At 65.0% G+C, this 21,905-nt stretch carries 23 protein-coding genes; 20 read left to right on the forward strand and 3 right to left on the reverse strand.

Annotated elements, in window-relative coordinates; all coding sequences use genetic code 11:
• Positions 1-563: 563 nt before the first annotated feature.
• The 6 genes from ACYP5B_RS00245 (at position 564) to ACYP5B_RS00270 (ending at position 5,206) form a co-directional block, all read left to right on the forward strand.
• Entirely contained in the window at positions 564-1,115 is a 552-nt protein-coding gene (locus tag ACYP5B_RS00245; RefSeq protein WP_459568104.1) for a methylated-DNA--[protein]-cysteine S-methyltransferase, read from the forward strand.
• Positions 1,116-1,117: 2 nt separating this feature from the next.
• Positions 1,118-1,765, forward strand: a complete 648-nt coding sequence (locus tag ACYP5B_RS00250; RefSeq protein ID WP_400100102.1) for a DNA-3-methyladenine glycosylase family protein — start codon at positions 1,118-1,120, stop codon at positions 1,763-1,765.
• 84 nt (positions 1,766-1,849) lie between these two features.
• Complete coding sequence (gene ada, locus ACYP5B_RS00255; RefSeq protein ID WP_459568105.1) at positions 1,850-2,926, forward strand: bifunctional DNA-binding transcriptional regulator/O6-methylguanine-DNA methyltransferase Ada; 1,077 nt, start codon at positions 1,850-1,852, stop codon at positions 2,924-2,926.
• 14 nt (positions 2,927-2,940) lie between these two features.
• The gene (locus ACYP5B_RS00260; protein ID WP_459568106.1) at positions 2,941-3,648 is read left to right on the forward strand and encodes a 2OG-Fe(II) oxygenase; all 708 of its coding nucleotides are present in this window, start codon (positions 2,941-2,943) and stop codon (positions 3,646-3,648) included.
• A 322-nt stretch (positions 3,649-3,970) separates the two neighbouring features.
• Positions 3,971-4,744 (forward strand): 2OG-Fe(II) oxygenase, encoded by a 774-nt coding sequence (locus tag ACYP5B_RS00265; protein ID WP_400100145.1) that lies wholly within the window; start codon positions 3,971-3,973, stop codon positions 4,742-4,744.
• Positions 4,745-4,975: 231 nt separating this feature from the next.
• On the forward strand, positions 4,976-5,206 hold the full coding sequence (locus ACYP5B_RS00270) for a hypothetical protein (protein ID WP_318237753.1): 231 nt from the start codon (positions 4,976-4,978) through the stop codon (positions 5,204-5,206).
• Positions 5,207-5,313: 107 nt separating this feature from the next.
• Here ACYP5B_RS00270 and ACYP5B_RS00275 read toward each other — a convergent pair whose 3' ends face one another.
• The 3 genes from ACYP5B_RS00275 to ACYP5B_RS00285 all read right to left on the reverse strand — a co-directional run bounded on the left by ACYP5B_RS00275 (position 5,314) and on the right by ACYP5B_RS00285 (position 7,929).
• Positions 5,314-5,775 carry a hypothetical protein gene (locus ACYP5B_RS00275; RefSeq protein ID WP_459568107.1) on the reverse strand — a complete coding sequence of 154 codons (462 nt, stop codon included), beginning with the start codon at positions 5,773-5,775 and terminating at the stop codon, positions 5,314-5,316.
• 211 nt (positions 5,776-5,986) lie between these two features.
• Positions 5,987-6,673 carry a Vgb family protein gene (locus ACYP5B_RS00280; RefSeq protein WP_459568108.1) on the reverse strand — a complete coding sequence of 229 codons (687 nt, stop codon included), beginning with the start codon at positions 6,671-6,673 and terminating at the stop codon, positions 5,987-5,989.
• Positions 6,674-6,708: 35 nt separating this feature from the next.
• Positions 6,709-7,929: a helix-turn-helix domain-containing protein gene (locus tag ACYP5B_RS00285; protein ID WP_459568109.1), complete on the reverse strand. Its 1,221-nt coding sequence runs from the start codon at positions 7,927-7,929 to the stop codon at positions 6,709-6,711.
• A gap of 133 nt (positions 7,930-8,062) precedes the next feature.
• Between ACYP5B_RS00285 and ACYP5B_RS00290 the strand changes: the two genes are divergently transcribed.
• From ACYP5B_RS00290 to ACYP5B_RS00355, 14 genes are all read left to right on the forward strand, one after another.
• Positions 8,063-8,836, forward strand: coding sequence for a DUF899 domain-containing protein (locus ACYP5B_RS00290; protein ID WP_459568110.1), 774 nt, complete (start codon positions 8,063-8,065; stop codon positions 8,834-8,836).
• Between the two features lie 53 nt (positions 8,837-8,889).
• Positions 8,890-9,681 carry a DUF2182 domain-containing protein gene (locus ACYP5B_RS00295; RefSeq protein ID WP_400100116.1) on the forward strand — a complete coding sequence of 264 codons (792 nt, stop codon included), beginning with the start codon at positions 8,890-8,892 and terminating at the stop codon, positions 9,679-9,681.
• A 449-nt stretch (positions 9,682-10,130) separates the two neighbouring features.
• A complete protein-coding gene (locus ACYP5B_RS00300; RefSeq protein WP_400100118.1) occupies positions 10,131-10,916 on the forward strand; it encodes a hypothetical protein in 786 nt (261 codons plus the stop codon).
• A 115-nt stretch (positions 10,917-11,031) separates the two neighbouring features.
• A complete protein-coding gene (locus ACYP5B_RS00305) occupies positions 11,032-11,811 on the forward strand; it encodes a COG4705 family protein (RefSeq protein ID WP_459568111.1) in 780 nt (259 codons plus the stop codon).
• Positions 11,812-11,923: 112 nt separating this feature from the next.
• Positions 11,924-12,598: a response regulator transcription factor gene (locus tag ACYP5B_RS00310; protein ID WP_318237445.1), complete on the forward strand. Its 675-nt coding sequence runs from the start codon at positions 11,924-11,926 to the stop codon at positions 12,596-12,598.
• The gene (locus tag ACYP5B_RS00315; protein ID WP_459568112.1) at positions 12,565-13,932 is read left to right on the forward strand and encodes an ATP-binding protein; all 1,368 of its coding nucleotides are present in this window, start codon (positions 12,565-12,567) and stop codon (positions 13,930-13,932) included. The genes ACYP5B_RS00310 and ACYP5B_RS00315 overlap by 34 nt, the downstream gene beginning before the upstream one ends.
• A gap of 34 nt (positions 13,933-13,966) precedes the next feature.
• The gene (locus ACYP5B_RS00320) at positions 13,967-14,641 is read left to right on the forward strand and encodes a response regulator transcription factor (RefSeq protein ID WP_459568113.1); all 675 of its coding nucleotides are present in this window, start codon (positions 13,967-13,969) and stop codon (positions 14,639-14,641) included.
• Positions 14,622-16,073 carry a sensor histidine kinase gene (locus ACYP5B_RS00325; RefSeq protein ID WP_459568114.1) on the forward strand — a complete coding sequence of 484 codons (1,452 nt, stop codon included), beginning with the start codon at positions 14,622-14,624 and terminating at the stop codon, positions 16,071-16,073. The genes ACYP5B_RS00320 and ACYP5B_RS00325 overlap by 20 nt, the downstream gene beginning before the upstream one ends.
• Before the next feature lie 89 nt (positions 16,074-16,162).
• Positions 16,163-16,558 (forward strand): PepSY domain-containing protein, encoded by a 396-nt coding sequence (locus tag ACYP5B_RS00330; protein ID WP_459568115.1) that lies wholly within the window; start codon positions 16,163-16,165, stop codon positions 16,556-16,558.
• 19 nt (positions 16,559-16,577) lie between these two features.
• Positions 16,578-17,144: a DedA family protein gene (locus ACYP5B_RS00335; protein WP_459568116.1), complete on the forward strand. Its 567-nt coding sequence runs from the start codon at positions 16,578-16,580 to the stop codon at positions 17,142-17,144.
• A 178-nt stretch (positions 17,145-17,322) separates the two neighbouring features.
• Positions 17,323-17,868 (forward strand): hypothetical protein, encoded by a 546-nt coding sequence (locus ACYP5B_RS00340; RefSeq protein WP_459568117.1) that lies wholly within the window; start codon positions 17,323-17,325, stop codon positions 17,866-17,868.
• On the forward strand, positions 17,822-18,532 hold the full coding sequence (locus ACYP5B_RS00345; protein ID WP_267604193.1) for an ABC transporter ATP-binding protein: 711 nt from the start codon (positions 17,822-17,824) through the stop codon (positions 18,530-18,532). Before ACYP5B_RS00340 ends, ACYP5B_RS00345 begins: the two co-directional genes overlap by 47 nt.
• Entirely contained in the window at positions 18,525-19,211 is a 687-nt protein-coding gene (locus tag ACYP5B_RS00350; RefSeq protein ID WP_459568118.1) for an ABC transporter ATP-binding protein, read from the forward strand. Before ACYP5B_RS00345 ends, ACYP5B_RS00350 begins: the two co-directional genes overlap by 8 nt.
• Positions 19,208-21,859, forward strand: a complete 2,652-nt coding sequence (locus ACYP5B_RS00355) for an FtsX-like permease family protein (protein WP_400100134.1) — start codon at positions 19,208-19,210, stop codon at positions 21,857-21,859. Before ACYP5B_RS00350 ends, ACYP5B_RS00355 begins: the two co-directional genes overlap by 4 nt.
• Positions 21,860-21,905: the final 46 nt, after the last annotated feature.

Below are 21,905 nucleotides of genomic sequence, written 5' to 3' on the forward strand. Positions count from 1 at the left end.
TAGTCAAAGGGGTCGACTGAAGTTAACACCGTCAGATTGTGTTTACAAGTAGCACTGCCTTATCGAGGACGCCGATTTGTGGGCAAACCTCAGCCCCTCAGGGGGAGAGGGCTGGGGAGAGGGGTGGCTTAGCGAGGAACCACAGGAAGCGAAGCCAATGGCTTTTCCCAGCACGACGGCATAACGAGCGCCCGCCCTCTCCCCCAGCCCCTCTCCCGCGCGCGGGAGAGGGGAGCACGACAACGCAGATCCGGCTTTGCCAGCGAGCTGAAGGGCCCTCGCAAGCGAGGGCCCATTTGCGCTATGAAGAGACTATCCCGCGAAGCACGATGCCCTGGTCCGGATCACGCCTTAAGCAGTAGCCGCATCGGCTTCGTACTTCTCGGCATAGCTTGCGTTGGGCTTGGCCAGGAGGTCAAGCTGCTGCAGCGCCAGCGTCCCTTGGCAAACGTCCCGGAATTCGATCGCAAGAGTCGGAGTTTTTTCTTCGCCCTCCCCTCGTACATTGGAGGCTTACCTGCTGAGCGAGACCGGCCCGATCCGGCTCGCCTGAGGAGATTTTCATGCAATTGCATTTGAGCCACCTCGATTCCCCGTTGGGTGAAATGCTGCTCGTCACCGACGCGCAGCAGACGATTCGTGCCCTGGACTTCGCCGACCATCGGGCCCATCTCCTGCGCGGCCTGCGTGCACATTACGGCACCTTCGAACTGGGCGAGACCCCCGCACCGGCTACCATTGCCGACGCGCTGGCCCGATATTTTTCGGGCAAACTGGATGCGTTGGACGAGTTGGCGACCCAGACCGCCGGCACGGACCTGCAGCGCCAGGTCTGGGCTGCCCTTCGCCTCATCCCGGCCGGCTCTACCACCAGCTACGGCAAACTGGCCAAGGCAATGGGATTGGCCGACCCACGTGCGGCCATCGATATCGGTGCCGCCAGCGGTGCCAACCCAATTGCTATCGTGGTGCCATGCCACCGCGTGATTGCCGGCAACGGCGAGCTCAAGGGTTACGCCTGGGGCCTGCACCGCAAGCGCTGGTTGCTCGAACACGAGAAGGCGATCGGGCCGTATCCCGTCGCCCCCCAAACCGCCACCCTGCCAGGATTCTGATCTTGCCGACCACAGTGATCGCCACCGACCTGTCGCCCGAGGCGTACAGCCAGGCCGCAGAATTCCTGTCTGGACTGGACACCGACTGGGCGCGCCACGTCGCCGCCACCGGCCCCTGCCGCCACGCCGCGAAACCCGCGCGTGAGCCCTTTGAGGCGCTGGTGCGCGCTATCGCCTACCAGCAACTGCACGCCAAGGCGGGCGACGCCATCCTGGCGCGCCTGCTGGCGCTGTATCCGGATGTGGCCTTCCCCGCTGCGCAACAGTTGCTGGCCACCGATCCCGAACTACAGCGCGCCTGCGGTTTCTCGGCAACCAAGCTCGCCACCCTGCGCGGCATTGCCCAGGCCACCGTGGATGGCATCGTGCCCACCCGGACCGAGGCGTTGCATTTGCCCGATGACGCGCTGATCGAACGCCTGGTCTCGCTGCGCGGCGTGGGCCGCTGGACAGTGGAGATGCTCCTGATCTACACCCTGGAGCGCTCGGACATCCTGCCGGTGGACGATTTCGGCGTGCGGGAGGGCTACCGGCGGCTCAAGGGCCTGGAGAAGGCGCCTACGCCGCGCCACATGCGCGAGATTGGCGAGGCCTGGCGTCCTTATCGGACCGTCGCGGCCTGGTATCTGTGGCGCATCCCCACACGATGACAATTCAATCGCAAGAATCGGAGTTCTTGCGATTGAATTCAGCCTTACCCTGACTTCGTCATCAAGCATGCAAAGGAATTCGCCATGAATTCGACACATCAGACGCGCCGGGCCTACGCAACCGACGACTTGCGATGGCAGGCGGTCCAGGCCCGCGACCCCAACGCCGACGGGCATTTTGTGTATGCCGTGCGCACCACCGGCGTGTATTGCCGGCCCAGTTCGTCAGCCCGTCTGCCCAAGCGCGAGAACGTTGCGTTCTTCGACACCGCCGAAGCCGCCGAGGCGGCGGGCTATCGCGCCAGCCGCCGCGCCAAGGGCGACCAGACCCGTGCGGCCGCCGAGCGCGCCGACCTGGTGGCCCGGGCCTGCCGCCTGATTGAAGCCGCCGAGACGCCGCCCAACCTGGACGAACTGGCCACACAGGCCGGCATGAGCCCGTTCCACTTCCATCGCGTGTTCAAGGCCGAAACCGGACTCACCCCGAAAGCCTATGCCTCGGCCAATCGCGCCAGGAAGCTGCGCGAAGAACTCAACGTGCCCAACGCGTCGGTCACGGATGCGATCTATGGCGCGGGCTTCAACTCCAACAGCCGTTTCTATGAAGCGTCCGAGCACTTGCTCGGCATGCACGCCCGCGACTACCGCGCCGGCGGCGTAGGCGCGGTGATCCGCTTTGCGGTCGGCCAGTGCTCGCTGGGGGCGATTCTGGTCGCACAGAGCCAGCGCGGCATCTGCGCCATCCTGCTCGGTGACGATCCCGACCTGCTGGTGCGCGACCTCCAGAACCAGTTTCCCAAGGCACAATTGGTCGGCTGCGACGCTGGCTTCGAACAGTTGGTGGCACAGGTGGTGGGCTTCATCGAGGCGCCCTCCATTGGCCTGAACCTGCCGCTGGATGTACGCGGCACCGCCTTCCAGGAACGCGTCTGGCAGGCGCTGCGCGAGATCCCGCCAGGGATCACCGTGAGCTATGCCCAGGTCGCCGAGCGCATCGGCGCGCCAAAGGCCGTGCGGGCCGTGGCGCAGGCCTGCGGCGCCAACCACATCGCCGTCGCCATACCCTGCCACCGCGTGGTCCGGCGCGACGGCGACATTTCGGGCTACCGCTGGGGCGTGGAGCGCAAGCGCGAGCTGCTGCAGCGCGAAGCCAAGACCTGAAGGCTGGTTCTCGAATGCACACCGCAACCCACATCATCGACCGCCTGGACTGGTCCGGCATCGCTGCGCAACTGGACATGGAAGGCTACGCCGTGCTGCCCGGGCTGCTTACGCCGGAACAGGCGCGCGCCTTAGGCCCGCGTGCCGGCCATTCCGAAGGTGTCCGCCGAGTGTCCTTGGCCTCTGGCGACCTGGGCCGCGGCGACTTCTTCTATTTCGCGGAGCGCTTGCCTTCGCCGCTTGCGACATGGCGAGAGGCGTTCTATCGCCATCTCACCCCGATCGCCAACAGATGGAACGAGGCACTGGATGCCGCCTATCGCTATCCGGCAGAACTGGATGATTTTCTCGAACGCAACCGCCAGGCGGGGCAGACGCGGACGCAATCCAACCTGAGCCGGCTGCGCGAGGATGACTACCTGGCTTTGCACCAGCGCGACGAAGGCGAGCACGTGTTTCCGCTGCAACTGGTTGCCTTGCTCGGCGAACCCGGCCGCGACTTCACCGGCGGCGAGTTTGTCATGACCGAGCAGCGCCCGCGCATGCAATCGCGGCCCATGGTGCTACCGCTGAAGCTCGGCGATGCGGCGATCATCACCACCGCCCAACGCCCATTCAAAGGCAGCAAGGGCTACTACCGCGTCAACTTGAAGCACGCCATCAGCCGTGTACGCGGCGGTGAGCGCCTCGGCCTGGAACTGTCGCTCCACGATGCGCCATGATGCGGTCTTGAAGCGCTTCGCCATGACCAATACGACCTGGACCTTGATTGGCCGCGATGGCCAGCCATACCAGAGCGCGGTACCCGGCACGCTCGGCGGTCACCGCGGGGGCAAGCTCTACGGCCGCTTTGACTGCAGGGCCGCGCTGCAGGCCATCGCCCGCGGCGGCTACGCCAGGCGCCGTGTGTTCTTCCTCGACGAAGACACCGCCATCGCCGCAGGCTACCGGCCCTGCGCCGTGTGCCTGCCCGAGGCATATGCCGCCTGGAAGGCGAACCGGCCCGCCGGCGCCGCCAGGAAACGATCGACAAAGACCAAGACCATGACCGCTCAAGCCGCGCTCTTGCAGGATCCTGACCAACACGCTGCTAACAAGCAGGCATCACCCGGCGCTCCTGATGCGCGCATCGCCGCACTGGATTGGCGCCGCATCGAGGAGACCCTGACGCGCGACGGCTACGCAATACTGCCCACGCTCCTGACGCCCGATCAATGTCGGGAGGTGGCGGGCTATTTCACACAGGAGGAGCGATTCCGCAGCCGTATCGTGATGGAGCGCTACGCGTTCGGGCGCGGCGAGTACAAGTACTTTTCCTATCCGTTGCCCGACCTGGTGGCGGCGCTTCGCACAGCGCTATACCCGCACCTGGCGCCGGTCGCCAACCGCTGGCACGCGGCCATGCGCATGGATGAGCGATTCCCCGCCACGCACGCCGAGTTTCGCGGCGTCTGCCATCGCGCCGGGCAGCAGCGCCCAACGCCACTGCTGCTGCGTTACCGCGAGACGGACTATTGTTGCCTGCACCAGGACCTGTACGGTGAGCACGTCTTCCCGTTCCAGGCGGTCTTCCTGCTCGACCAGCCAGGCCGCGACTTCGACGGCGGCGAGTTGCTGCTAACGGAAAGCGACCCGAAGAAGCCGGGTCGCGCTGAAGTCGTGCCGCTGCGCCAGGGACAGGCCGTGGTGTTCGCGGTCAACAGCCGGCCGGTGCGGTCGACCCGGGGCTTCTACCGGGTCAACTTGCGCCACGGCGTCAGTCAATTGCAAAGGGGACAGCGCCATACCTTGGGCATCATCTTCCACGATGCCGGGTAGGCGCCAGTTACCACGCACTCAAAGCCTGCACTGAGCCACCTGCGAATATGGTCATTGGACCACATTTGACCAATAGGAACTTCCCGGGCTATGTTCTATTGTTGGCGGAGAAGAGAGCCACGGAAGGAGTCATGGAGGCACTTCGACGAAGACAAGGGTCACGCAGGCGTCACGACGCTTGAACCCTGCTAATTGCAGCTAATTGCAACTACATGGAGGACCGAGGAACCTATGTCAAAGACAACCAAGAAGCAGTACCTGAAGGCACTCAACCGGCACCTGAAGAAGGAATCGGCAGGCAGGTTCGATACGGTGTTTGTGTGCTATCCGGTCGGCTCAAAGCCGAAGAACGCGACTGGCGTGACAGCAAGTGCGCCCGCCGACGCACAGATCCTCGCGGTCATGGATGCTGTCCAGGCTCGGGTATTTGCCAAGTTCGAGGATTCGGCAAAGCACGGATAGGCAGATGGTTCGGCGACGGCAGGCCGCGCAGGCGCACTGCAAGCGCCTGGCGTGGCCCTAGCCGGCGTCCTGGTCGAGACCGGAACCCGCCGCCCCAGGCATGACGCCTAGGCCTTCGCCGGACGCCCGGTCTTGATGGCTTCGACTTTTGAGACCGCGGTCAGAAATTGCTTTGGCGATGTCGCGGCAAGAAGCAGCAATCCCGCTCGCAGGATCTCGCTCTTCTTGATGTGCACACCCGCGTCGAGGCATCGCTGCTTGAGCTCGGCGATTTTCGCGTAGTCGGACTTTGGCATCGTGAAGCTGTCGCGCAGCACCTTTTCCTTCTTGGCGCCCTGCGCTTTTTTCGGCACTGCCTTTTTCGGCACGGCCTTGTTCGGCACGGCGGCCTCGGCATGAGCCTCCAGCTTCGTTGGCTTGCTCTTTGCAGCCTTCGTCACTGCCTTCTTGCTATCCGAGCCCCGCGGCGCTTTCTTCTTAGGGGTGGATGCGTTGCTATCGGCTACATACCCGCTCGTCGGAAAATGAAATGCCTCTTTCGTTGGCGGCTTGATGATCGGTGAATTCACGGCAAATCTCAAATCAAAAAACAGGATAAACAGTATATACCGTTTAGCGCCGTTTTCCTGCTCCGCGTGAGTTCGGGTTCGCAAGTGCGGTGCTGCCAGATCGCGTGGACCCACTTACCGCCCTGGCCACGGCCAGGGCTCGCCAATGCTGCGGCGACGGGTATCAGGTGGCGCTTCAAGCCACCGCCCTCGCGCATGAGGATCGCCTCGATTACTTGCTAGTGGCGTCGACGGGGGTCCCGGATTCGCTGCCGGCCGCGGTGCCCCGCCCGGGTCGGCGCACGGCTCTCAGCCTACCGCTGCTTCCGCCTCCGCAGAAGAACCGATCGCCGCCATCGGCCTCCAGCCCCGACACGCCGACGCCAGGCGGCATCTCGAGGCTCTCCAGGACCTTTCCCGTTCGCGGGTCGACGTGCCTCAACTCGCTCTGGTCACCTTCCCAGGTGCCGTGCCAGAGCTCTCCTTCGATCCAGGTGACCCCGGTGACGAAGCGGTTGGACTCGATGGTGCGAAGAATCGCCCCGGTTTGGGGATCGACCTGATGGATCTTGCGCTTCCGATATTGCCCCACCCAGAGGGTGCCTTCGGCCCACGCGAGTCCCGAGTCGTTGCCGCCGCCGGGCGCCGGAATCGTGGCGACCACGAGGCCGGTCTTCGGATCGATCTTCTGGATGCGATCCTCGGCGATCTGAAACAGGTGCTGGCCGTCGAAGGCCGTTCCTGCGTGCGCGGCGACATCCATCGAGCGCAGCGTCTTCCCGCTCGCCGGATCCAGGGCAATCAGCTTGTCGCCGGCAGCAAACCAGACTTGCTGACCGTCATACGTGACCCCATGCACGCTGTCGACACCCGGAAAGGGTCCATACTCACGGATGATTTCGGCCGCTGATCGTTTCATGTCTCCATCCTCGTCGCTCGGTAGTGAAGTGCATTCTAGTCACTCGGCAATGGCGCGGGGAGTAACAAGGTCGTCGCGAATCCCGGCACGGGCGGGGTCATCCAGCGACGCGCCCGCCCGCGACCGAACGACTGCACCTTGCCTGCTGCCGCAAGCGCGTCGAGTGCCCGCTGCACGGTGCGCTGGCTGGCGCCAAGCGCCACCGCCAGGGCCGAGCTAGACCACGACTCACCGTCGGCGACGAAAGCGAGCACCGCCGCATGCGCTTCTTCGACGGGCCGCGCCAGCACCACGACCTCGCGGGCGCCGTGCGGCACCAGCGCAAACCCTAGCTTCGTCGCGCTGACGCCGGCCAGCGTCCCAAGCACCGTGCGCAGCCGCCCGACTTCGACCCGCAACCGCGCGCGATGCGATTCATCGGCGTGTTTCGCGCGAAATGCCCGCGCGACGAGCGTGTCCCTCGGCACGTCTGCGGGCCACGCTTCGCCAAGCGCGCGTGCGAGCGCGAACAACACCGGACGCCTTGCCAGCGAGACCACGGTGCGCGCGTCACGCACGACGTGACGGCACGCGTCCACGACGAGCGCCTTCGACGCCAGTAACGCTTCCACTTCATCGAGCAGGAGGAGCCGCTCCTCGCCACGCGCAATCAGGCGCGCCGCGGGCGTGGCGAGGACAAGGGCTGCGCTTTCGACCTCCGCCGTCAGCGCAGGGATACCTGCGTGGCGCGCGGCGCGCTCGGCCCGGGCGAGCGCAGCGCGTGCCGTCTTCGTGCGCAGGCGCCGCATCTCGATCCCCGCAACGACCAGTTCGTGGGCGGCCCTCGACGCGGGCGGAAAAGGCGTGGGGTCGAGCTCGGCGAGCGTCAGCTCGGCCTCGTCGAGATGTCCGATCAGGAGGAGGCGCCGGGCCTCGAGAAACCGCGCATGCGCGGCGTTCACCCGGTCGCCGTGCTCCTCCAGCGTCGCCCGCGCTGCGTCGAGCGCCTTCGCCGGCCAGCCCAGGTCGCGCGAGACGAGCGCGATCTCGGCCTCGGCGACGACACACCGCGCGCGGGCAACGGCTTCTTTGTGGCCGAAGGCTCGCGCCGCACTTCGCACGAGCGCCCTTGCTCTCACGAGATCGCCGAGCTGGGCCATCGCGATGCCGCGCAGGGCGAGCGCAGGCGCGTCGTCGCGCAAGGCGACGCGGTTCAGTGCCCCGAGGGGGTCACCCGCCGCGAGCGCGCGCGCCGCGGCCGTGATCAGCGAATCCATCTGAATCCCAATCCCGCCACACTTGTCACTCCCACCGTCCGGATGCCCGGCACTAATCTATCACGACGACCAACCCGTACGTCGTATCGAGAACGGAGCGAACGACGAAGGACACCCAACGGAGGAAAGCATCATGACGAAACACCTGAGCGCGACACGTGAAGAGTGGCTGGCAGCCCGGCTCGCGCTGCTCGAGGCGGAGAAAGACCTGACGCGGCGCAGCGACGAGCTGGCACGGCGACGTCAGGCGCTGCCATGGGTCCGGGTCGACAAAGCGTACCGGTTCGAGACCGACGAGGGCAGCGCCTCGCTGGCGGATCTCTTCGGAGGGCGCTCGCAGCTCCTCGTCTACCACTTCATGTTCGGGCCCGACTACACGGCGGGCTGCCCCTCCTGCTCGGCGATCGCGGACGGGTTCGACGGCTTCGTCGTCCACCTGGCGAACCACGACGTCACGCTAGCGGCGGTGTCGCGCGCGCCGCTCGCGAAGCTGCAGGCGTACAAGCGGCGCATGGGGTGGACGTTTCCCTGGGCATCCTCGTTCGGCAGCGACTTCAACTTCGATGCCAACGTCTCCTTCACCGAGGCGCAACAGCGCGAAGGGAGCGTCGAATATAACTACAAGCGCGGCGGCCACGCAATGGACGCGACACCGGCGCCGGAGCCCGTCGCCCAGTTCGCGGCCACATGCGGGACCGACGCGCCCACGTACTCGCGCGACCGGCCGGGCCTGAGCGCGTTCGTGCTCGAGGACGGCGTCGTCTACCACACCTATTCCACCTATGCGCGCGGCGTGGACGGCCTTTGGGGCATGTACCAGCGGCTCGACCGCGCCCCCAAGGGGCGCAACGAGACGGGCATCTGGTGGCGCCGCCACGACGAGTACGGCGAGTACGGCGTGCGCTGAGCCAGGTCGTGGGCAACGCTGGCGCAACCGGGGGACGGGAGGTCCCGCGACGCATGGTTTCCGGGCGAGCTACCCAGCGCGCCTTCTTCGGCGTCTCGGCGCTGCTCTTCGCCGCCAGCGCGGCGGTGACGATCGCCTGGCGCGCGTCCATGCCGGCGATGGGCGAGATGCCGATGCCCGGCGGCTGGACGATGTCGATGGCGTGGACGCGGATGTGCGGACAGACGTGGCCCGGCGTTGCGGCGTCGTTCCTCGGCATGTGGGTCGTGATGATGGTGGCGATGATGCTGCCATCCCTGGTGCCCATGTTGGGGCGCTACCGCCAGGCCGTCGGCACGACAGGCGGGACGCGCCTGGGCCGGCTGACCGCGCTGGTTGGCGTGGGGTACTTCTTCGTGTGGACCGCGTTCGGCATGGCCGCCTTTGTGCTGGGCGTCGCGCTGGCGGCGCTCGAGATGCAGTTGCCCGCGCTGGCGCGCGCCGTGCCGATCGCAGCCGGTGTGGTCGTGCTGATCGCCGGCACGCTCCAGTTCACCGCCTGGAAGGCACACCACCTTGCCTGTTGCCGGGAGGCGCCTGGGCGCGGGTGTACCTTGCCGGCTGACGCCGGCACGGCCTGGCGACACGGCCTGCGCCTCGGCCTGCACTGCAGCTACGCCTGTGCAGGGCTGACGGCGATCCTCCTCGTCATCGGGGTCATGGACCTGCGCGCGATGGCTGTCGTGACGGCAGCCATCGCCGTCGAACGTCTCGCACCGGCCGGCGAGCGCGCCGCGCGCGCCATCGGCGCCGTCGTCGTCGGGGCAGGGTTGATCCTGATCGCGCGAGCAGCCGGGCTCGGATGAAATGGGCGCGCGTTTGTCAAGGAATCGCCCATGCCATTGCACATTGCGCTGGCGCTGGCGAGCTTCTGGCCAAGCTGGAACATGCTGGCCATGTTGCCGATGATGCTGTTGCGCTGGCCCCGGCACCGCTGAGGCCAGCGCGTGGCGCGCGCCCGCCCCATGGACGCGCGTACACCAGGGCCTGCCTTCTCCGTTGATATGGCTGGCACCCCGCGGCTCGCCTTACCCAGCACCTGCTGTGCGCTGCATACCGCACACCACTTATCGCGCCTTTCACGCCCCGTCTTTCACGTCCCTTTACCAGGCGCCAACCGGCCTCTCCCGCCGCTTATTCCCCCGCTGGCTCGCCCTCGATCGGGTATGGCAGTGACCTGCTATGGCTGGCCTAAGTCTTGGGCGTCAGACTTGGCACTGCCCCTGTGGTAGAGCAACCATCCCGGGAGAATGCCGTGAACACATTGGCCAGCCGATCCTTGCCTGCCGGCCCCAGCAAAGTGCCCGAGGTGACGGCGTTTTTCTGGATCATCAAGATGATGTCCACTACCGTAGGCGAGACCGGCGCCCATTATCTGAACGTCAACTTCGGGCTAGGCCTCGTGAACACCTCGGCCTTGACGGGCCTGTTGCTTGCCATCGCCTTGTTCTTCCAGGTACGGGCAAAAAGCTATGCGCCTTCGCTCTACTGGATCGCCGTCCTGTTCATCAGTGTATTTGGCACGTTGATCGGCACGTTGATCACCGACAACCTGGGCGACCAACTGGGCGTACCGCTACCGGCCTCGACCGCGGTGTTTTGCGTGGCCCTGATCGCCACCTTCATCGTCTGGTACGGACGAGAGAAGACCCTCTCCATCCGCGCCATCGATACGGTCGGGCGCGAACTGTTCTACTGGACTGCCATCCTGTTCACCTTTGCTCTGGGTACGGCAGCCGGCGACTGGGTGACCCAGGGGCTGGGCCTGGGTTACGGCAATTGCGCACTGCTGTTTGGCGGGCTGATTGCCGTCACTGCCGTGGCTCGCTACGCGTTCCGGATAAATGCGGTTGCCTGCTTTTGGGTGGCCTATGTCCTTACCCGCCCGTTTGGCGCGTCATGCGGCGATCTCCTGTCTCAATCGGGCAGCCATGGCGGCCTGGGCCTCGGGACTGCAGGCATGAGTGCGATTTTCCTTGTGGTCATTGTCGGCCTTGTCCTCTACCTGTCGCTTGCGCAGAAGCGGCTTATGAACTTTTGAACTTTTGAACTTTTGAACTTTTGAACTTTTGAAGTTCTGAAGCTTTTTTTTAGTTTTGAAGTTTTGAACGCCTGATTCCAACCATAGATCGAACTGTCGAACAGGAGCAAGAACCATGAATGGAAGTCCCACGAACCCAACTATCGTAGAGCGGAGCCTGAGCAAGGTTCCCGAAATCACGCTGATGTTCTGGCTTGTCAAGATCGCGGCAACCACGCTCGGGGAAACAGGCGGCGATGCCTTGTCGATGTCGATGAACCTGGGCTACCTCGTCAGTACCGCCATCTTTGCCGTGATCTTCCTGATCGCGGTATCGGCCCAGATTTCCGCCAAGCGCTTTCAGCCCGTGTTGTACTGGGTGACGATCGTCGCCACCACGACCGTGGGCACGACCCTGGCCGATTTTGCCGACCGGTCCCTTGGCATTGGCTATGCCGGCGGCACCGCGGTGCTATCTGCACTGCTGATGCTCTCATTGGCGATCTGGTACAGGACGCTCGGCACGGTATCGGTCGACACCGTGAAAGCGCCGAAGGCGGAGATGTTCTATTGGGTGACGATCATGTTCTCCCAGACTCTGGGCACCGCGCTCGGAGACTGGACGGCGGACACGGCCGGGTTGGGCTACGTGGGCGGGATGATGGTCTTCGGGGCGCTGCTGGCAACGCTGGTTGCGGCCTATTACTGGACGAAGATCTCCCGCACCTTGCTCTTCTGGGCGGCCTTTATCCTCACGCGCCCGCTCGGCGCCGTAGTGGGCGATTTCCTCGACAAGCCGCTGCATTCCGGCGGCTTGGCGATGAGCCGCTTTTCCGCCTCGGCCGCGCTGATGACGCTCATGGTGGCGTGCATCCTGTTCTCCCCGCAACGGGCGGCGGCTCGCGCAAACCACTGACCCTGCACGCGCCGCCCGGCGCTATGATGTGAAAGGCTGGGGATGCCGGTGAGCTTGCTGCCTGCCGGTATGGTTCCCGCCAAGACGCGGCGCCTTGTCCATGGGAGGGTAAATGCGGGTACTGCTGGTCGAAGACGACCCGATGATCGGGCAAGCGATCCAGGATGCACTGAAAGACGCATCCTACGCCGCCGACTGGGTCAGGAACGGACAAAGCGCCCTGGATGCGCTCGCCTGCCAGGACTACGACACCGTGTTGCTCGATCTCGGTCTGCCAGGCAAAAGCGGCCTGGCGGTGCTCGCTTCGGTCCGCGCCCGGGACAACCCCGTGCCAGTGCTGATCATCACGGCGCAAGACGGCCTGGAGGACCGCATTCGCGGCCTGGACGCGGGCGCCGACGACTACGTGCTCAAGCCATTCGAGATGGCCGAATTGCTCGCCCGCATGCGCGCCGTCTCGCGGCGCAAGGGCGGCGTGGCAACACCGGTGCTGAGCAACGGCATCGTCTCCCTGGATCCAGCCACCAAGCTGGCAACGGCGCATGGCGGCGAAGCGGTGCAACTCACCAATCGGGAGTTCGCCCTGTTGCAAGCCTTGCTGGTCCGGCCCGGGGCCATTCTCTCCCGTACCGAACTTGAGGAGCGCATCTACGGTTGGGGGGAGGAAGTGGAGAGCAACGCCGTTGAATTCCTGATTCATGCCTTGCGCAAGAAACTGGGAAGCGCCGCGATCAAGAATGTCAGGGGAATAGGATGGATGGTCACCAAAGAGGATGGAAGGGGCTAAAGGATTCCATCCGGATCCGCCTCTCGCTCTGGCTATCGCTCGCCATCCTGGTGGTGGCGCTCGTGGCCGGGGTGTTTTCCTTCATCGCTGCATTCCAGGAGGCCAACGAACTGCAAGACGATATGTTGCGCCAGGTCTCGGTGCTGTTCGACCGCCAGCATCTGCCGGTGCCGCACCTCGGAGATAGTGGCAGGCTGCCGAACAGCGACGAAGAGGCGCGGGTCGTCGTGCAGTACCTTGCGCCGGGCACCGGCAAGAGCGGTGGCGCAGATGGCGGGCTGCCGCTGGCGTTGCCAGCCACGGCGGCAGACGGGATCCAGACCCTCGACATCAACGTTGAGCCTTATCGTGTCGTGGTGAGAACGCTCGCCACCGGCGAGCGCATCGTCGTCGCGCAGGAAACTGGATTTCGTGACGAGATCGCCCGGGATGGCGCGCTGCGCACCGTTCTTCCCTTCCTGATTCTGGTGCCCATCCTGCTTCTGATCGTCGCCGACCTGGTGCGCAAGATGTTCATGCCGATCGCCGCCTTGTCGGAGGAGATCGATCAGCGCGGCGAGCAGGAGTTGCATCCGCTACCGCAGGAGCACCTGCCCGCGGAAATTCGCCCTTTCGTGGTGGCCATCAACCGTCTGCTTGGCCGCGTTTCCGAGTCGATGGACGCGCAGCGCCGCTTTGTAGCCGACGCGGCGCATGAACTGCGCTCGCCGCTGACCGCGCTCTCCCTGCAGGCGGAACGGCTTGCAGGCACTGACATGTCGGAGACTGCCAGGATGCGGCTCGTGGCGCTGCGCCGTGGCATCGAGCGAGGCCGCGGCTTGCTGGAGCAGATGCTGAGCCTGGCCCGGGTGCAATCCTCGACACCCGTCCCCATGGCGCTGGTGTCCGTGCGGGCAGTGTATCGGCGCGTGCTGGAAGACCTCATGCCGCTGGCGCAGGCCAAGGACATCGATATTGGCGTGGATGGCGAATCCGACGCGCAGGTTCTGGCCAACGAGATGGACCTGTTCACCATCGTGAAGAACCTGGTCGACAACGCGATTCGCTATACGCCAGAGGGGGGACAGGTCGACCTGTCCGTGCAAACCCAGGAGGGCAAGGCGATCTTGCAGATCAAGGACACCGGATCCGGTGTTGCACCGGAAGAACGAAGCCGGGTATTTGATCCGTTCTACCGCGTGCTTGGCAATGAGGCGATGGGGTCCGGTCTTGGCCTGACCATCGTGCGGACCATCACGGACCGCATCGGCGCGCAGATCTGTATCGGCTACGCCAACGAGCAAGCACGAAAAGGGCTAAGCGTAACCGTGCTGATTCCGGGGGCTAGCGCGTGAGCTGGCCGAGGCCGGCGGACAAGGGGCGGATGACATGCGCATTCTGGTCATTGAAGACGACAGAAAGATCGGCTCGTTTGTCGGCAAGGCGCTGCAGCAAGCTGGCTTCGCGGTCAACTACGCCGAGGATGGCGCGAGCGGGCTGAATCTGGCGCTCACCGTACCGTATGACGCCGCCATTGTTGACATCATGCTTCCCGGCTTGGATGGTCTGTCGCTCATCGAGACAATGCGCCGGCAAAAGGTGACCACTCCGGTCATCATCCTTAGTGCCAAGCGCTCCGTCGACGACCGCGTCAAGGGCCTCCAGGCGGGAGGCGACGACTACCTGACGAAACCGTTTGCGCTGGCCGAACTGCTCGCACGCGTCCACGCGTTGATCCGTCGCGCCGCCGGGGCCACCGAGCCGGCCCGGCTGATCGTGGCTGAACTGGTTCTTGACCTGTCGAGCCGCGAAGTGACCCGAAACGGGCAAAAGATCGATCTGCAACCGCGTGAGCTGTCCCTGCTCGAGTACCTGATGCGCAGTGTCAACCGTCCGGTGTCCAAGATGATGATCCTCCAGCACGTCTGGGACTATAGCTTTGATCCCCAGACCAACGTCGTCGACGTCCTGGTCTGCCGCCTGCGCAATAAGCTCGATCGCGGCTTTCCCGTGAAGATGATTCACACCATCCGGGGAGTGGGATATGTTCTCAAGGGCCCTTGACTTCTTCCGCAGGGGGCTTGGCGCTCGCATTGCGCTTTGGTACTCGGCATTCTTCATCCTCAGCACCGTTTCGCTTTTTGCGCTTGCCTATTTCCTGCTGGCTTCCTCCCTGCGCCAGCGGGACCTGGACAGCATTGAGCAAAGGCTTCACCAACTGGCTGCCGAGTATCAGGCAGAGGATCTCGCCGGGCTCAGGAAGGAACTCGCGCTTGAAACGCGGCTGCGCAAGACAAAGCCCTTTTTCATTCGCATCGCCGGTCCCGCCAATGCCACGGTCTTCCTGGAGATCCCCGATCAGTGGGCGCAGTACGACCTGACCCGCCTCGAACACGTTCCCCAAGCTGCCCCGGGCGACCTGATCCGGCTGCCCGCAAAAGACGACGAGGCCATGCTGGAGATCGCCAGCATGCGCCTGCCCGACGGGGGGCAACTGCAAGTCGGCAAGAGCACGGAAGAGCGCGACAGCGTACTCGAGCGCTTTGGATGGATCGTCGCGGGCGTCATGATCCCGATGGTGATCGTCGGCGTGCTCGGTGGGGCTATCCTCGCGCGGCGTGCCTTGCGGCCGATTCGCCAGCTCATCCAGACGGTGCATGCGATTGAGTCAGGGGCAATGCAAGCGCGGGTGTCGCCGCGCAAGAGCGGCGACGAACTGGACGAACTCGGGGCGCTGTTCAACGGCATGCTGGACAAGATCGCAACCCTGATCCAGGGCATGCGCGACGCGCTCGACAACGTCGCCCATGATTTGCGTACGCCGCTGGCGCGCCTGCGCGGCATCGCGGAAATCGCCCTTCGCTCGGAGCGCGAGCCGGCCATTTGCCGGGACGCGCTGGCGGACTGCGTGGAGGAATCGGACCAATTGCTGCAGATGCTCAACACCCTGATGGACATTGCCGAGGCGGAAACCGGGATGCTCAAATTGCACCTGGAGCCCGTGAGCATCCCGACCCTGCTGGCCGATGCGGTTGACCTCTATCAGCAGGTGGCCGAAGAAAAGGCGATCACGGTGTCGGTCATTGCGCCGCAGCCGATCTGGATGACGGCTGACCGCAGCCGCCTTCGCCAGGTCCTGGCGAACCTGCTGGATAACGCGATCAAGTACACCCCGGCAGGTGGGCGAATCGAGATGGAAGCCCGCGCGCTACAGCATGCGATGGTGATCCGCGTCACGGACAGCGGCATCGGCATGGCGCCCGACGAACTGCCGCACATCTGGGACCGTCTCTACCGCGGGGACCATAGCCGCACGCAGCGCGGCCTGGGGCTGGGACTGAGCCTGGTGAAGGCTGTGGTCGCCGCGCACCAAGGCCGGGTGGAGGCTTCGAGCGAGCCAGGGATGGGTTCCGTCTTCACGCTCACGTTTCCTCTCGGCGGCAGTGATGCCAGCCCGTTTCCTTCCGGCGATCCGGCGAGCCTTGCCAAGCTGTAATGTTGCGGCAAGGCACCAGCAAGATTCGGCGACCACTATGGCCTCTGTGGGGTAACGCAAACGATTCACCCAAGAGGTATGAGGTATCGATGAACGGGAAGCCAACTATAAGTCTGGTACTCGGCACGCTCACATTGGGGGGTGTGCTGCTTGCCACCGCCGGCGCGGCTGATCACGGGAAAACGCCCTCCCCCGCCTATCAGTCCAGCATCCAGGTGCCGGACCGGGAAAAGGGAGAGCGGGGAGAAGCGGCCAGGCTCGTCGGCCTGGCCAGGATCGACGCGACCCGGGCCACCTCGGCCGCCTTGGCCAAGGTATCCGGGTCGGTGCTCAAGGTTGCCCTTGACAACGAGAACGGCAACCTCGTGTACAGCGTGGAGATCAAGACGGCCAGCAATGAGGTCAAGGATGTGAAGGTGGACGCCGGCAACGGCGCAGTCTTGCATGTGGCTGCGCCCGGCAATAAAGGGGAAGACGAGGATTAGCGGAACGAGCTCCCTTGCCATGGATATCGCACGTTTGATTCAAGACTACGGCTACCTCGCGGTCGCCGCGGGGACCTTTCTGGAAGGGGAAACCATTCTCATCATGGCAGGCGTTGCCGCGAATCGGGGCCATCTTGCGTTGCCGACCGTGATCGTGATCGGCACGCTGGCAAGCTTCTTGGGCGATCAGCTTTACTTCTATGTTGGTCGACGATATGGGACAGCACTGCTGGCGCGATTTCCGTCCATGCAATCACGCGCGGCACGCGCCAGCGCGTTGCTGCACAGGCATCACCTTCCACTGATCCTGTCCATCCGATTCCTGTATGGCCTGCGCATCGCCGGACCGATCGCGATCGGGATGAGCGCCGTTCCGTGGTTCCGGTTCCTGGTTCTCAACTTGACGGGCGCCGTCGTCTGGGCGGTAGCCATCGCCGGGGCGGGCTATGGCTTCGGACAGGGCCTGGGGTATCTGCTGGGGAATTTCGATAGTGACGAGGCCTGGGGGCTAGCCGCGATATTGCTCTGCGGAGCGCTGTGGTGGCTATTCGCGCGGTACCGATCTCCTGCGAAGCAAGGGAAGTAGCAACGGAAGTAACAACGGCCGTGACTCCCCGAGGATAACGGATAGGCCGCGGAATCGGCGGCAATCCGCGGCAATCCGCGGCAACCGTTTGCGCGCGCATTGAGCACGTGCGTCGGCGTTGATCAGGAAAGGAACCACCATGCGGCACAGAGTCAGCCACTACCCGCGCTCAGCTGCCATGGCCGCCGTGATGTGGGCAACCTTGATCGGCAACACGCCAACGGTATGCGCCCCAGCCATGGCCACGGAACGACCGGCCGTACCCGAGAAGAATCCACCAGGCGACATCCCCGACAACCAGGTCTTCGTGACCTATACGTCGCCGTTGGGCTTCTCGCTCAGGGTGCCGGAGGGTTGGGCGCGCACGGATCGCCGCGATGGAACAGCCTTTGCGGACAAATACAACGCAGTTTCCATCGCCGTGGCCACCGCTACCGCGGCGCCAGCCGCCGATCACGAGGCCGCGAACCTGCTCAAGGCCGGGCGCGCGGTCAAGATCGAGGCCATCAGGAACGTGGCGCTTCGATCCGGTCCGGCGCTCTTGATCGTGTACAGCTCGAACTCCGAGCCGAGCCCGGTCACGAACAAGTCGTTGCGCCTGGAGAGCCGTCGCTACCTGATCTACCGCAGCGGCAAGTTAGCCACCCTCGACCTCGCTGCGCCGCTCGGAGCCGACAATGCCGACCAATGGAATCTCATGTCAAATTCATTCCAGTGGCGCTGAACCGCGGCCGTTGGAGGCGTTTGAACTCTATCGTTTCTACCATGGCGGCGACGCCGAGACGGCGGCATTGCGCGGCGTCTCGCTGCGACTCCACGCGGGGGAACTGGTCGCCCTGATGGGGCCGTCGGGCAGCGGAAAGTCCACGCTTCTGGCCTGCCTCGCCGGGCTCGACGAACCGGATGGCGGGCATGTGGAGGTCATGGGGTGCCGTATGTCGCGGCGGCCCGAAGCCGTGCGCGCCGCGTTGCGGGCGCGGCACATCGGCATCCTGATGCAAGCGGGAAACCTGTTTGAACACCTGACGGTGGAGGCCAACATGCGGCTCGCGATGTCACTGTCGAAACAGTCGGATCCGCGCAGGGTCGATCTCCTGCTGGAGACGATGGACCTTACCGGGCAACGCCGGGCGCACCCCTCGCAACTGTCGGGCGGTGAAGCGGCGCGCGCGGGGCTGGCGGTTGCCTTGTCGTCGCACCCCAGGGTACTGCTGGCGGACGAGCCTACCGCGGAAGTGGACGCGACCACCGAGGCCGTGGTCCTGACCCACTTGCTGGAGCGATGCCGCGCAGGGGTCGCGGTCTTGATCGCAACGCATAGCACGGCGCTGGCGGCACACGCCGATCGTCTACTCGGCATGCGGGATGGGCGTATCGCCGATGCCTGACACCCTGATCGAGGCCCAATCGGTTTGCCGGCGCTACCAGCAAGGCGGAGCATCCATCGCCGCGGTCGTCTCGGCGACGTTCCGCCTGTGCGGGAAAGACCGGGTCGCGCTTGTGGGCAGGTCCGGAAGCGGCAAGTCCACCTTGATCCACCTCATGGCCGGACTCGACGTGCCAACGAGCGGCATGCTCCGATGGCCCGCGCTAGGCGCTGCCGGAACCCTCCTGCCGGGGAAGATCTCGCTGGTATTCCAGACGCCGAGCTTGCTGGAGCCGTTGACGGTCAGTGAGAACGTCGCCCTGCCGCTGCTGATGGCCAAAGTGCAAGGCGACATCGGCAGCGCGGTGGCGGATGCGCTCGCCACCTTTGGCCTTGCGGATCTGGCCAGCAAACTGCCCGAGGCGCTTTCCGGCGGGCAGATGCAATGTGTCGCCATGGCGCGGGCGATAGCCGGCAAGCCAAGCGTGATCCTGGCCGACGAACCGACCGGCCAGCTTGATCAGCCGACCGGCCGTGCCTTGCTCGATGCCTTGCTTGCCCATCTGAGCGGTACTGCAACGGCGCTCGTCGTTGCCACCCATGATCCGGCGGTCGCCGCGCGCATGGATACGATCTGGCACATGCAGCACGGCACGCTGAGTAGCACGGGCAGCACGGGCAGCACGGCAGGGTGCGTATGATCGCGCTCTGGCTTTTTGGGCTGATTGAGGAGCGCAAGGGCCGCCTGGCGGGCGCTGCAGCGGGCGTTGCGCTCACCGTGGCGTTGTTGGCCTCGCTTGGCGCATTCCTGGCGCAGAGCACCGCTTCCATGACCCGGCGTGCGATCGCAGGCGTGCCGGTTGACTGGCAGGTGCAACTGGTCCCTGGGACGACCGTCCAGGAGCTTGCCGCAGCCATCGGCGAGACAACGCCGGTTTCGCTGTTGCAACCGGTCGGCTATGCCGATGTAGACGGCTTCGACGCCCATACCGGCGCTACCGTGCAGACCACCGGCAAGGGCAACGTGCTTGGCCTGCCTGCGGCCTATTTCCGCGATGCGCCGGCGCAGTTCCGCATGTTGCTCGGCAGCCCGGATGGCGTCCTGGTTGCACAGCAAACGGCGGCCAACTTGCACGTGACGGTCGGCGACACGGTGACCATCCATCGGGCCGGCCTGGCGCCGGCCGACATCAGGGTCGCCGGGATTGTCGACCTGCCGCATGCCGATTCGATGTTGCAGCCTGTCGGCGTTCCGGCTGGGGTGGCACCGCAAGCACCGCCGGATAACGTCCTGCTGATGCCCATCAACGAGTGGCACCGCGTCTTTGACCCGCAGGCGGCGATCAGGCCGGATTCGGTCCGTACTCAATTGCATGTCAGGCTCTTGCATGACCGGCTTCCTGGCGATCCGCAGGCAGCCTTTGCAGCGGTGCACGGCGCGGCACGGAATCTCGAGGCGCGCATCGCGGGCAATGGGATCATGGCCGACAATCTGGCGGCGCGCCTTGACGCGGTCCGCAGTGACGCGCTTTACGCCAGCGTTCTGTTTCTGTTCCTCGGCGCGCCGGGGGCGATCCTGGCGGCCTTTCTGACCGTGGCGGTGGTGGCATCGGGCGCAGGCCGGCGCAGGCGCGATCAGGCGCTGTTGCGGATTCGTGGAGCCTCGCGCGCGCAAATCCTCAAGCTGGCGGCAGTCGAAGCGGCGTGCGTCGGCGTTGGCGGCACCACCGCCGGACTGTTCCTTGCCACACTCCTGTCCGAGGCTCAGCTCGATGCCGGGATCTTCGCCACTGCGGCCATCGGCTGGATCGCGGCTGCCGCCGGGGTGGGACTTCTCCTTGCCCCAGCCGCCATGCTCGCGATGGCATGGATCGATGCCAGCCAGACCACCGTCGCGGCCGCGCGCATGGCGATCGGCCTTGAGCGCCGCCGGCTGTGGCAGCGTGGCGGCTTCGATTTCATACTCCTTGCCCTGTCCGCCATCATCTTCTGGAGCACCTGGCGCACCGGCTATCAAGTTGTGCTGGCCCCCGAGGGCACCCCTTCCTCCTCGGTCGATTACACGGCCTTTCTCGCACCGGTTCTGCTGTGGCTGGGCCTTGGACTGCTGACGGTCAGGTTGAGCCTCGCCGGCCTGGATCGGGGCCGTGAACGCTTGGCCAAGTGGCTGGCTCCCCTGGCCGGGTCGCTGGCAGGCGTCGTTGCCGCTGCTCTGTGCCGTCAACGCAGGCGAATGACGCAGGGCATCGCCTTGGTGGCACTGGCTTTCGCTTTCGCGACGTCGACCGCCGTCTTCAACACCACCTACAACGCGCAGGCGCGCATTGACGCAGAACTCACGAACGGTGCCGACGTGACGGTCACCGGTACCTCGCAGACGCCCGCATCAACCAGGCTGCAGGAGCTCGCTGCCCTGCCCGGCGTGAGCGCTGCGCAGGCGATGCAGCACCGGTTTGCCTACGTCGGCACGGACCTGCAGGACCTATACGGGATAGACGCCGCGCGCATTGGCGAAGCGACGAGAATGTCCAATGCGTTCTTCGAGGGTGGGAATGCGAAAGGCACGCTCGATCTCCTCGCGCGAACCCCCGACGGTATCCTAGTGTCGGAAGAAACCGTCAAGGATTTCCAGCTGCATCTCGGCGATCAGATCAACTTGCGGATGCAGAGCGCAAAGGATCATCAATATCACGTCGTGCCCTTCCACTTCATTGGCGTCGCCCGGGAGTTTCCAACCGCGCCTCGCGATTCCTTCCTGGTGGCCAATGCGCGTTACGTCGCCCAGAAAACCCACGCCGATGCGGCCGAGCTGGTGTTATTGAAGACGCCCACTCCCGCGCAAGTTGCGATGGCTGCACGGGCCGTCGTCGCCGCGTTACCGGGGGTCAAGGTGACCGACGTTGACCAGGCTCGACGCGTCATCGGATCCAGCCTCACGGCGGTGGACCTCGCCGGGCTGACGCGGCTGGAACTCGGTTTCGCCGTTCTCATGGTGGCCGGCGCAACCGGCCTTGTTCTCGCCCTGGGCCTGGCCGACCGGCGGCGCACCTTCGCGATTCTGTCTGCCCTTGGTGCGACACCTGCGCAGCTTGGCGCATTTCTCTGGAGCGAGGCGCTCCTGCTCTTTGTAGCGGGGACCAGCATCGGAACACTGACCGGCTTTGCGCTTGCCTGGATGCTGGTCAAGCTGTTGACGGGCGTGTTCGATCCCCCTCCCGAGTTTCTGAGTGCGCCGTGGCTCTACCTGGGTGCGCTGGTCGCCGTGGCCTTGGCCTCGGTGGTGTTAGCCGTGACGGCCGCGCTCAGGCAGACGCATATCCCCGCGGTGCAACGGATGCGCGAGCTATGACAAGAAGCGGCCTATGCCGCATTGGCGGAAGCCAGAATCGTCAATG

Source organism: Cupriavidus sp. 8B (assembly GCF_054589115.1).

Bases quoted from the DNA above. Each gene is read 5' to 3' on its own strand.
- ACYP5B_RS00285 (WP_459568109.1), bottom strand. From the start codon at position 7,929: ATGGATTCGCTGATCACGGCCGCGGCGCGCGCGCTCGCGGCGGGTGAC.
- ACYP5B_RS00320 (WP_459568113.1), top strand. From the start codon at position 13,967: ATGCGCATTCTGGTCATTGAAGACGACAGAAAGATCGGCTCGTTTGTC.
- ACYP5B_RS00245 (WP_459568104.1), top strand. From the start codon at position 564: ATGCAATTGCATTTGAGCCACCTCGATTCCCCGTTGGGTGAAATGCTG.
- ACYP5B_RS00280 (WP_459568108.1), bottom strand. From the start codon at position 6,673: ATGAAACGATCAGCGGCCGAAATCATCCGTGAGTATGGACCCTTTCCG.
- ACYP5B_RS00305 (WP_459568111.1), top strand. From the start codon at position 11,032: ATGAATGGAAGTCCCACGAACCCAACTATCGTAGAGCGGAGCCTGAGC.
- ACYP5B_RS00330 (WP_459568115.1), top strand. From the start codon at position 16,163: ATGAACGGGAAGCCAACTATAAGTCTGGTACTCGGCACGCTCACATTG.
- ACYP5B_RS00290 (WP_459568110.1), top strand. From the start codon at position 8,063: ATGACGAAACACCTGAGCGCGACACGTGAAGAGTGGCTGGCAGCCCGG.
- ACYP5B_RS00335 (WP_459568116.1), top strand. From the start codon at position 16,578: ATGGATATCGCACGTTTGATTCAAGACTACGGCTACCTCGCGGTCGCC.
- ACYP5B_RS00315 (WP_459568112.1), top strand. From the start codon at position 12,565: ATGGATGGTCACCAAAGAGGATGGAAGGGGCTAAAGGATTCCATCCGG.
- ACYP5B_RS00265 (WP_400100145.1), top strand. From the start codon at position 3,971: ATGACCGCTCAAGCCGCGCTCTTGCAGGATCCTGACCAACACGCTGCT.
- ACYP5B_RS00310 (WP_318237445.1), top strand. From the start codon at position 11,924: ATGCGGGTACTGCTGGTCGAAGACGACCCGATGATCGGGCAAGCGATC.
- ACYP5B_RS00350 (WP_459568118.1), top strand. From the start codon at position 18,525: ATGCCTGACACCCTGATCGAGGCCCAATCGGTTTGCCGGCGCTACCAG.
- ACYP5B_RS00295 (WP_400100116.1), top strand. From the start codon at position 8,890: ATGGTTTCCGGGCGAGCTACCCAGCGCGCCTTCTTCGGCGTCTCGGCG.
- ACYP5B_RS00340 (WP_459568117.1), top strand. From the start codon at position 17,323: ATGGCCGCCGTGATGTGGGCAACCTTGATCGGCAACACGCCAACGGTA.
- ACYP5B_RS00260 (WP_459568106.1), top strand. From the start codon at position 2,941: ATGCACACCGCAACCCACATCATCGACCGCCTGGACTGGTCCGGCATC.
- ACYP5B_RS00355 (WP_400100134.1), top strand. From the start codon at position 19,208: ATGATCGCGCTCTGGCTTTTTGGGCTGATTGAGGAGCGCAAGGGCCGC.
- ada (WP_459568105.1), top strand. From the start codon at position 1,850: ATGAATTCGACACATCAGACGCGCCGGGCCTACGCAACCGACGACTTG.
- ACYP5B_RS00270 (WP_318237753.1), top strand. From the start codon at position 4,976: ATGTCAAAGACAACCAAGAAGCAGTACCTGAAGGCACTCAACCGGCAC.
- ACYP5B_RS00345 (WP_267604193.1), top strand. From the start codon at position 17,822: ATGCCGACCAATGGAATCTCATGTCAAATTCATTCCAGTGGCGCTGAA.
- ACYP5B_RS00325 (WP_459568114.1), top strand. From the start codon at position 14,622: ATGTTCTCAAGGGCCCTTGACTTCTTCCGCAGGGGGCTTGGCGCTCGC.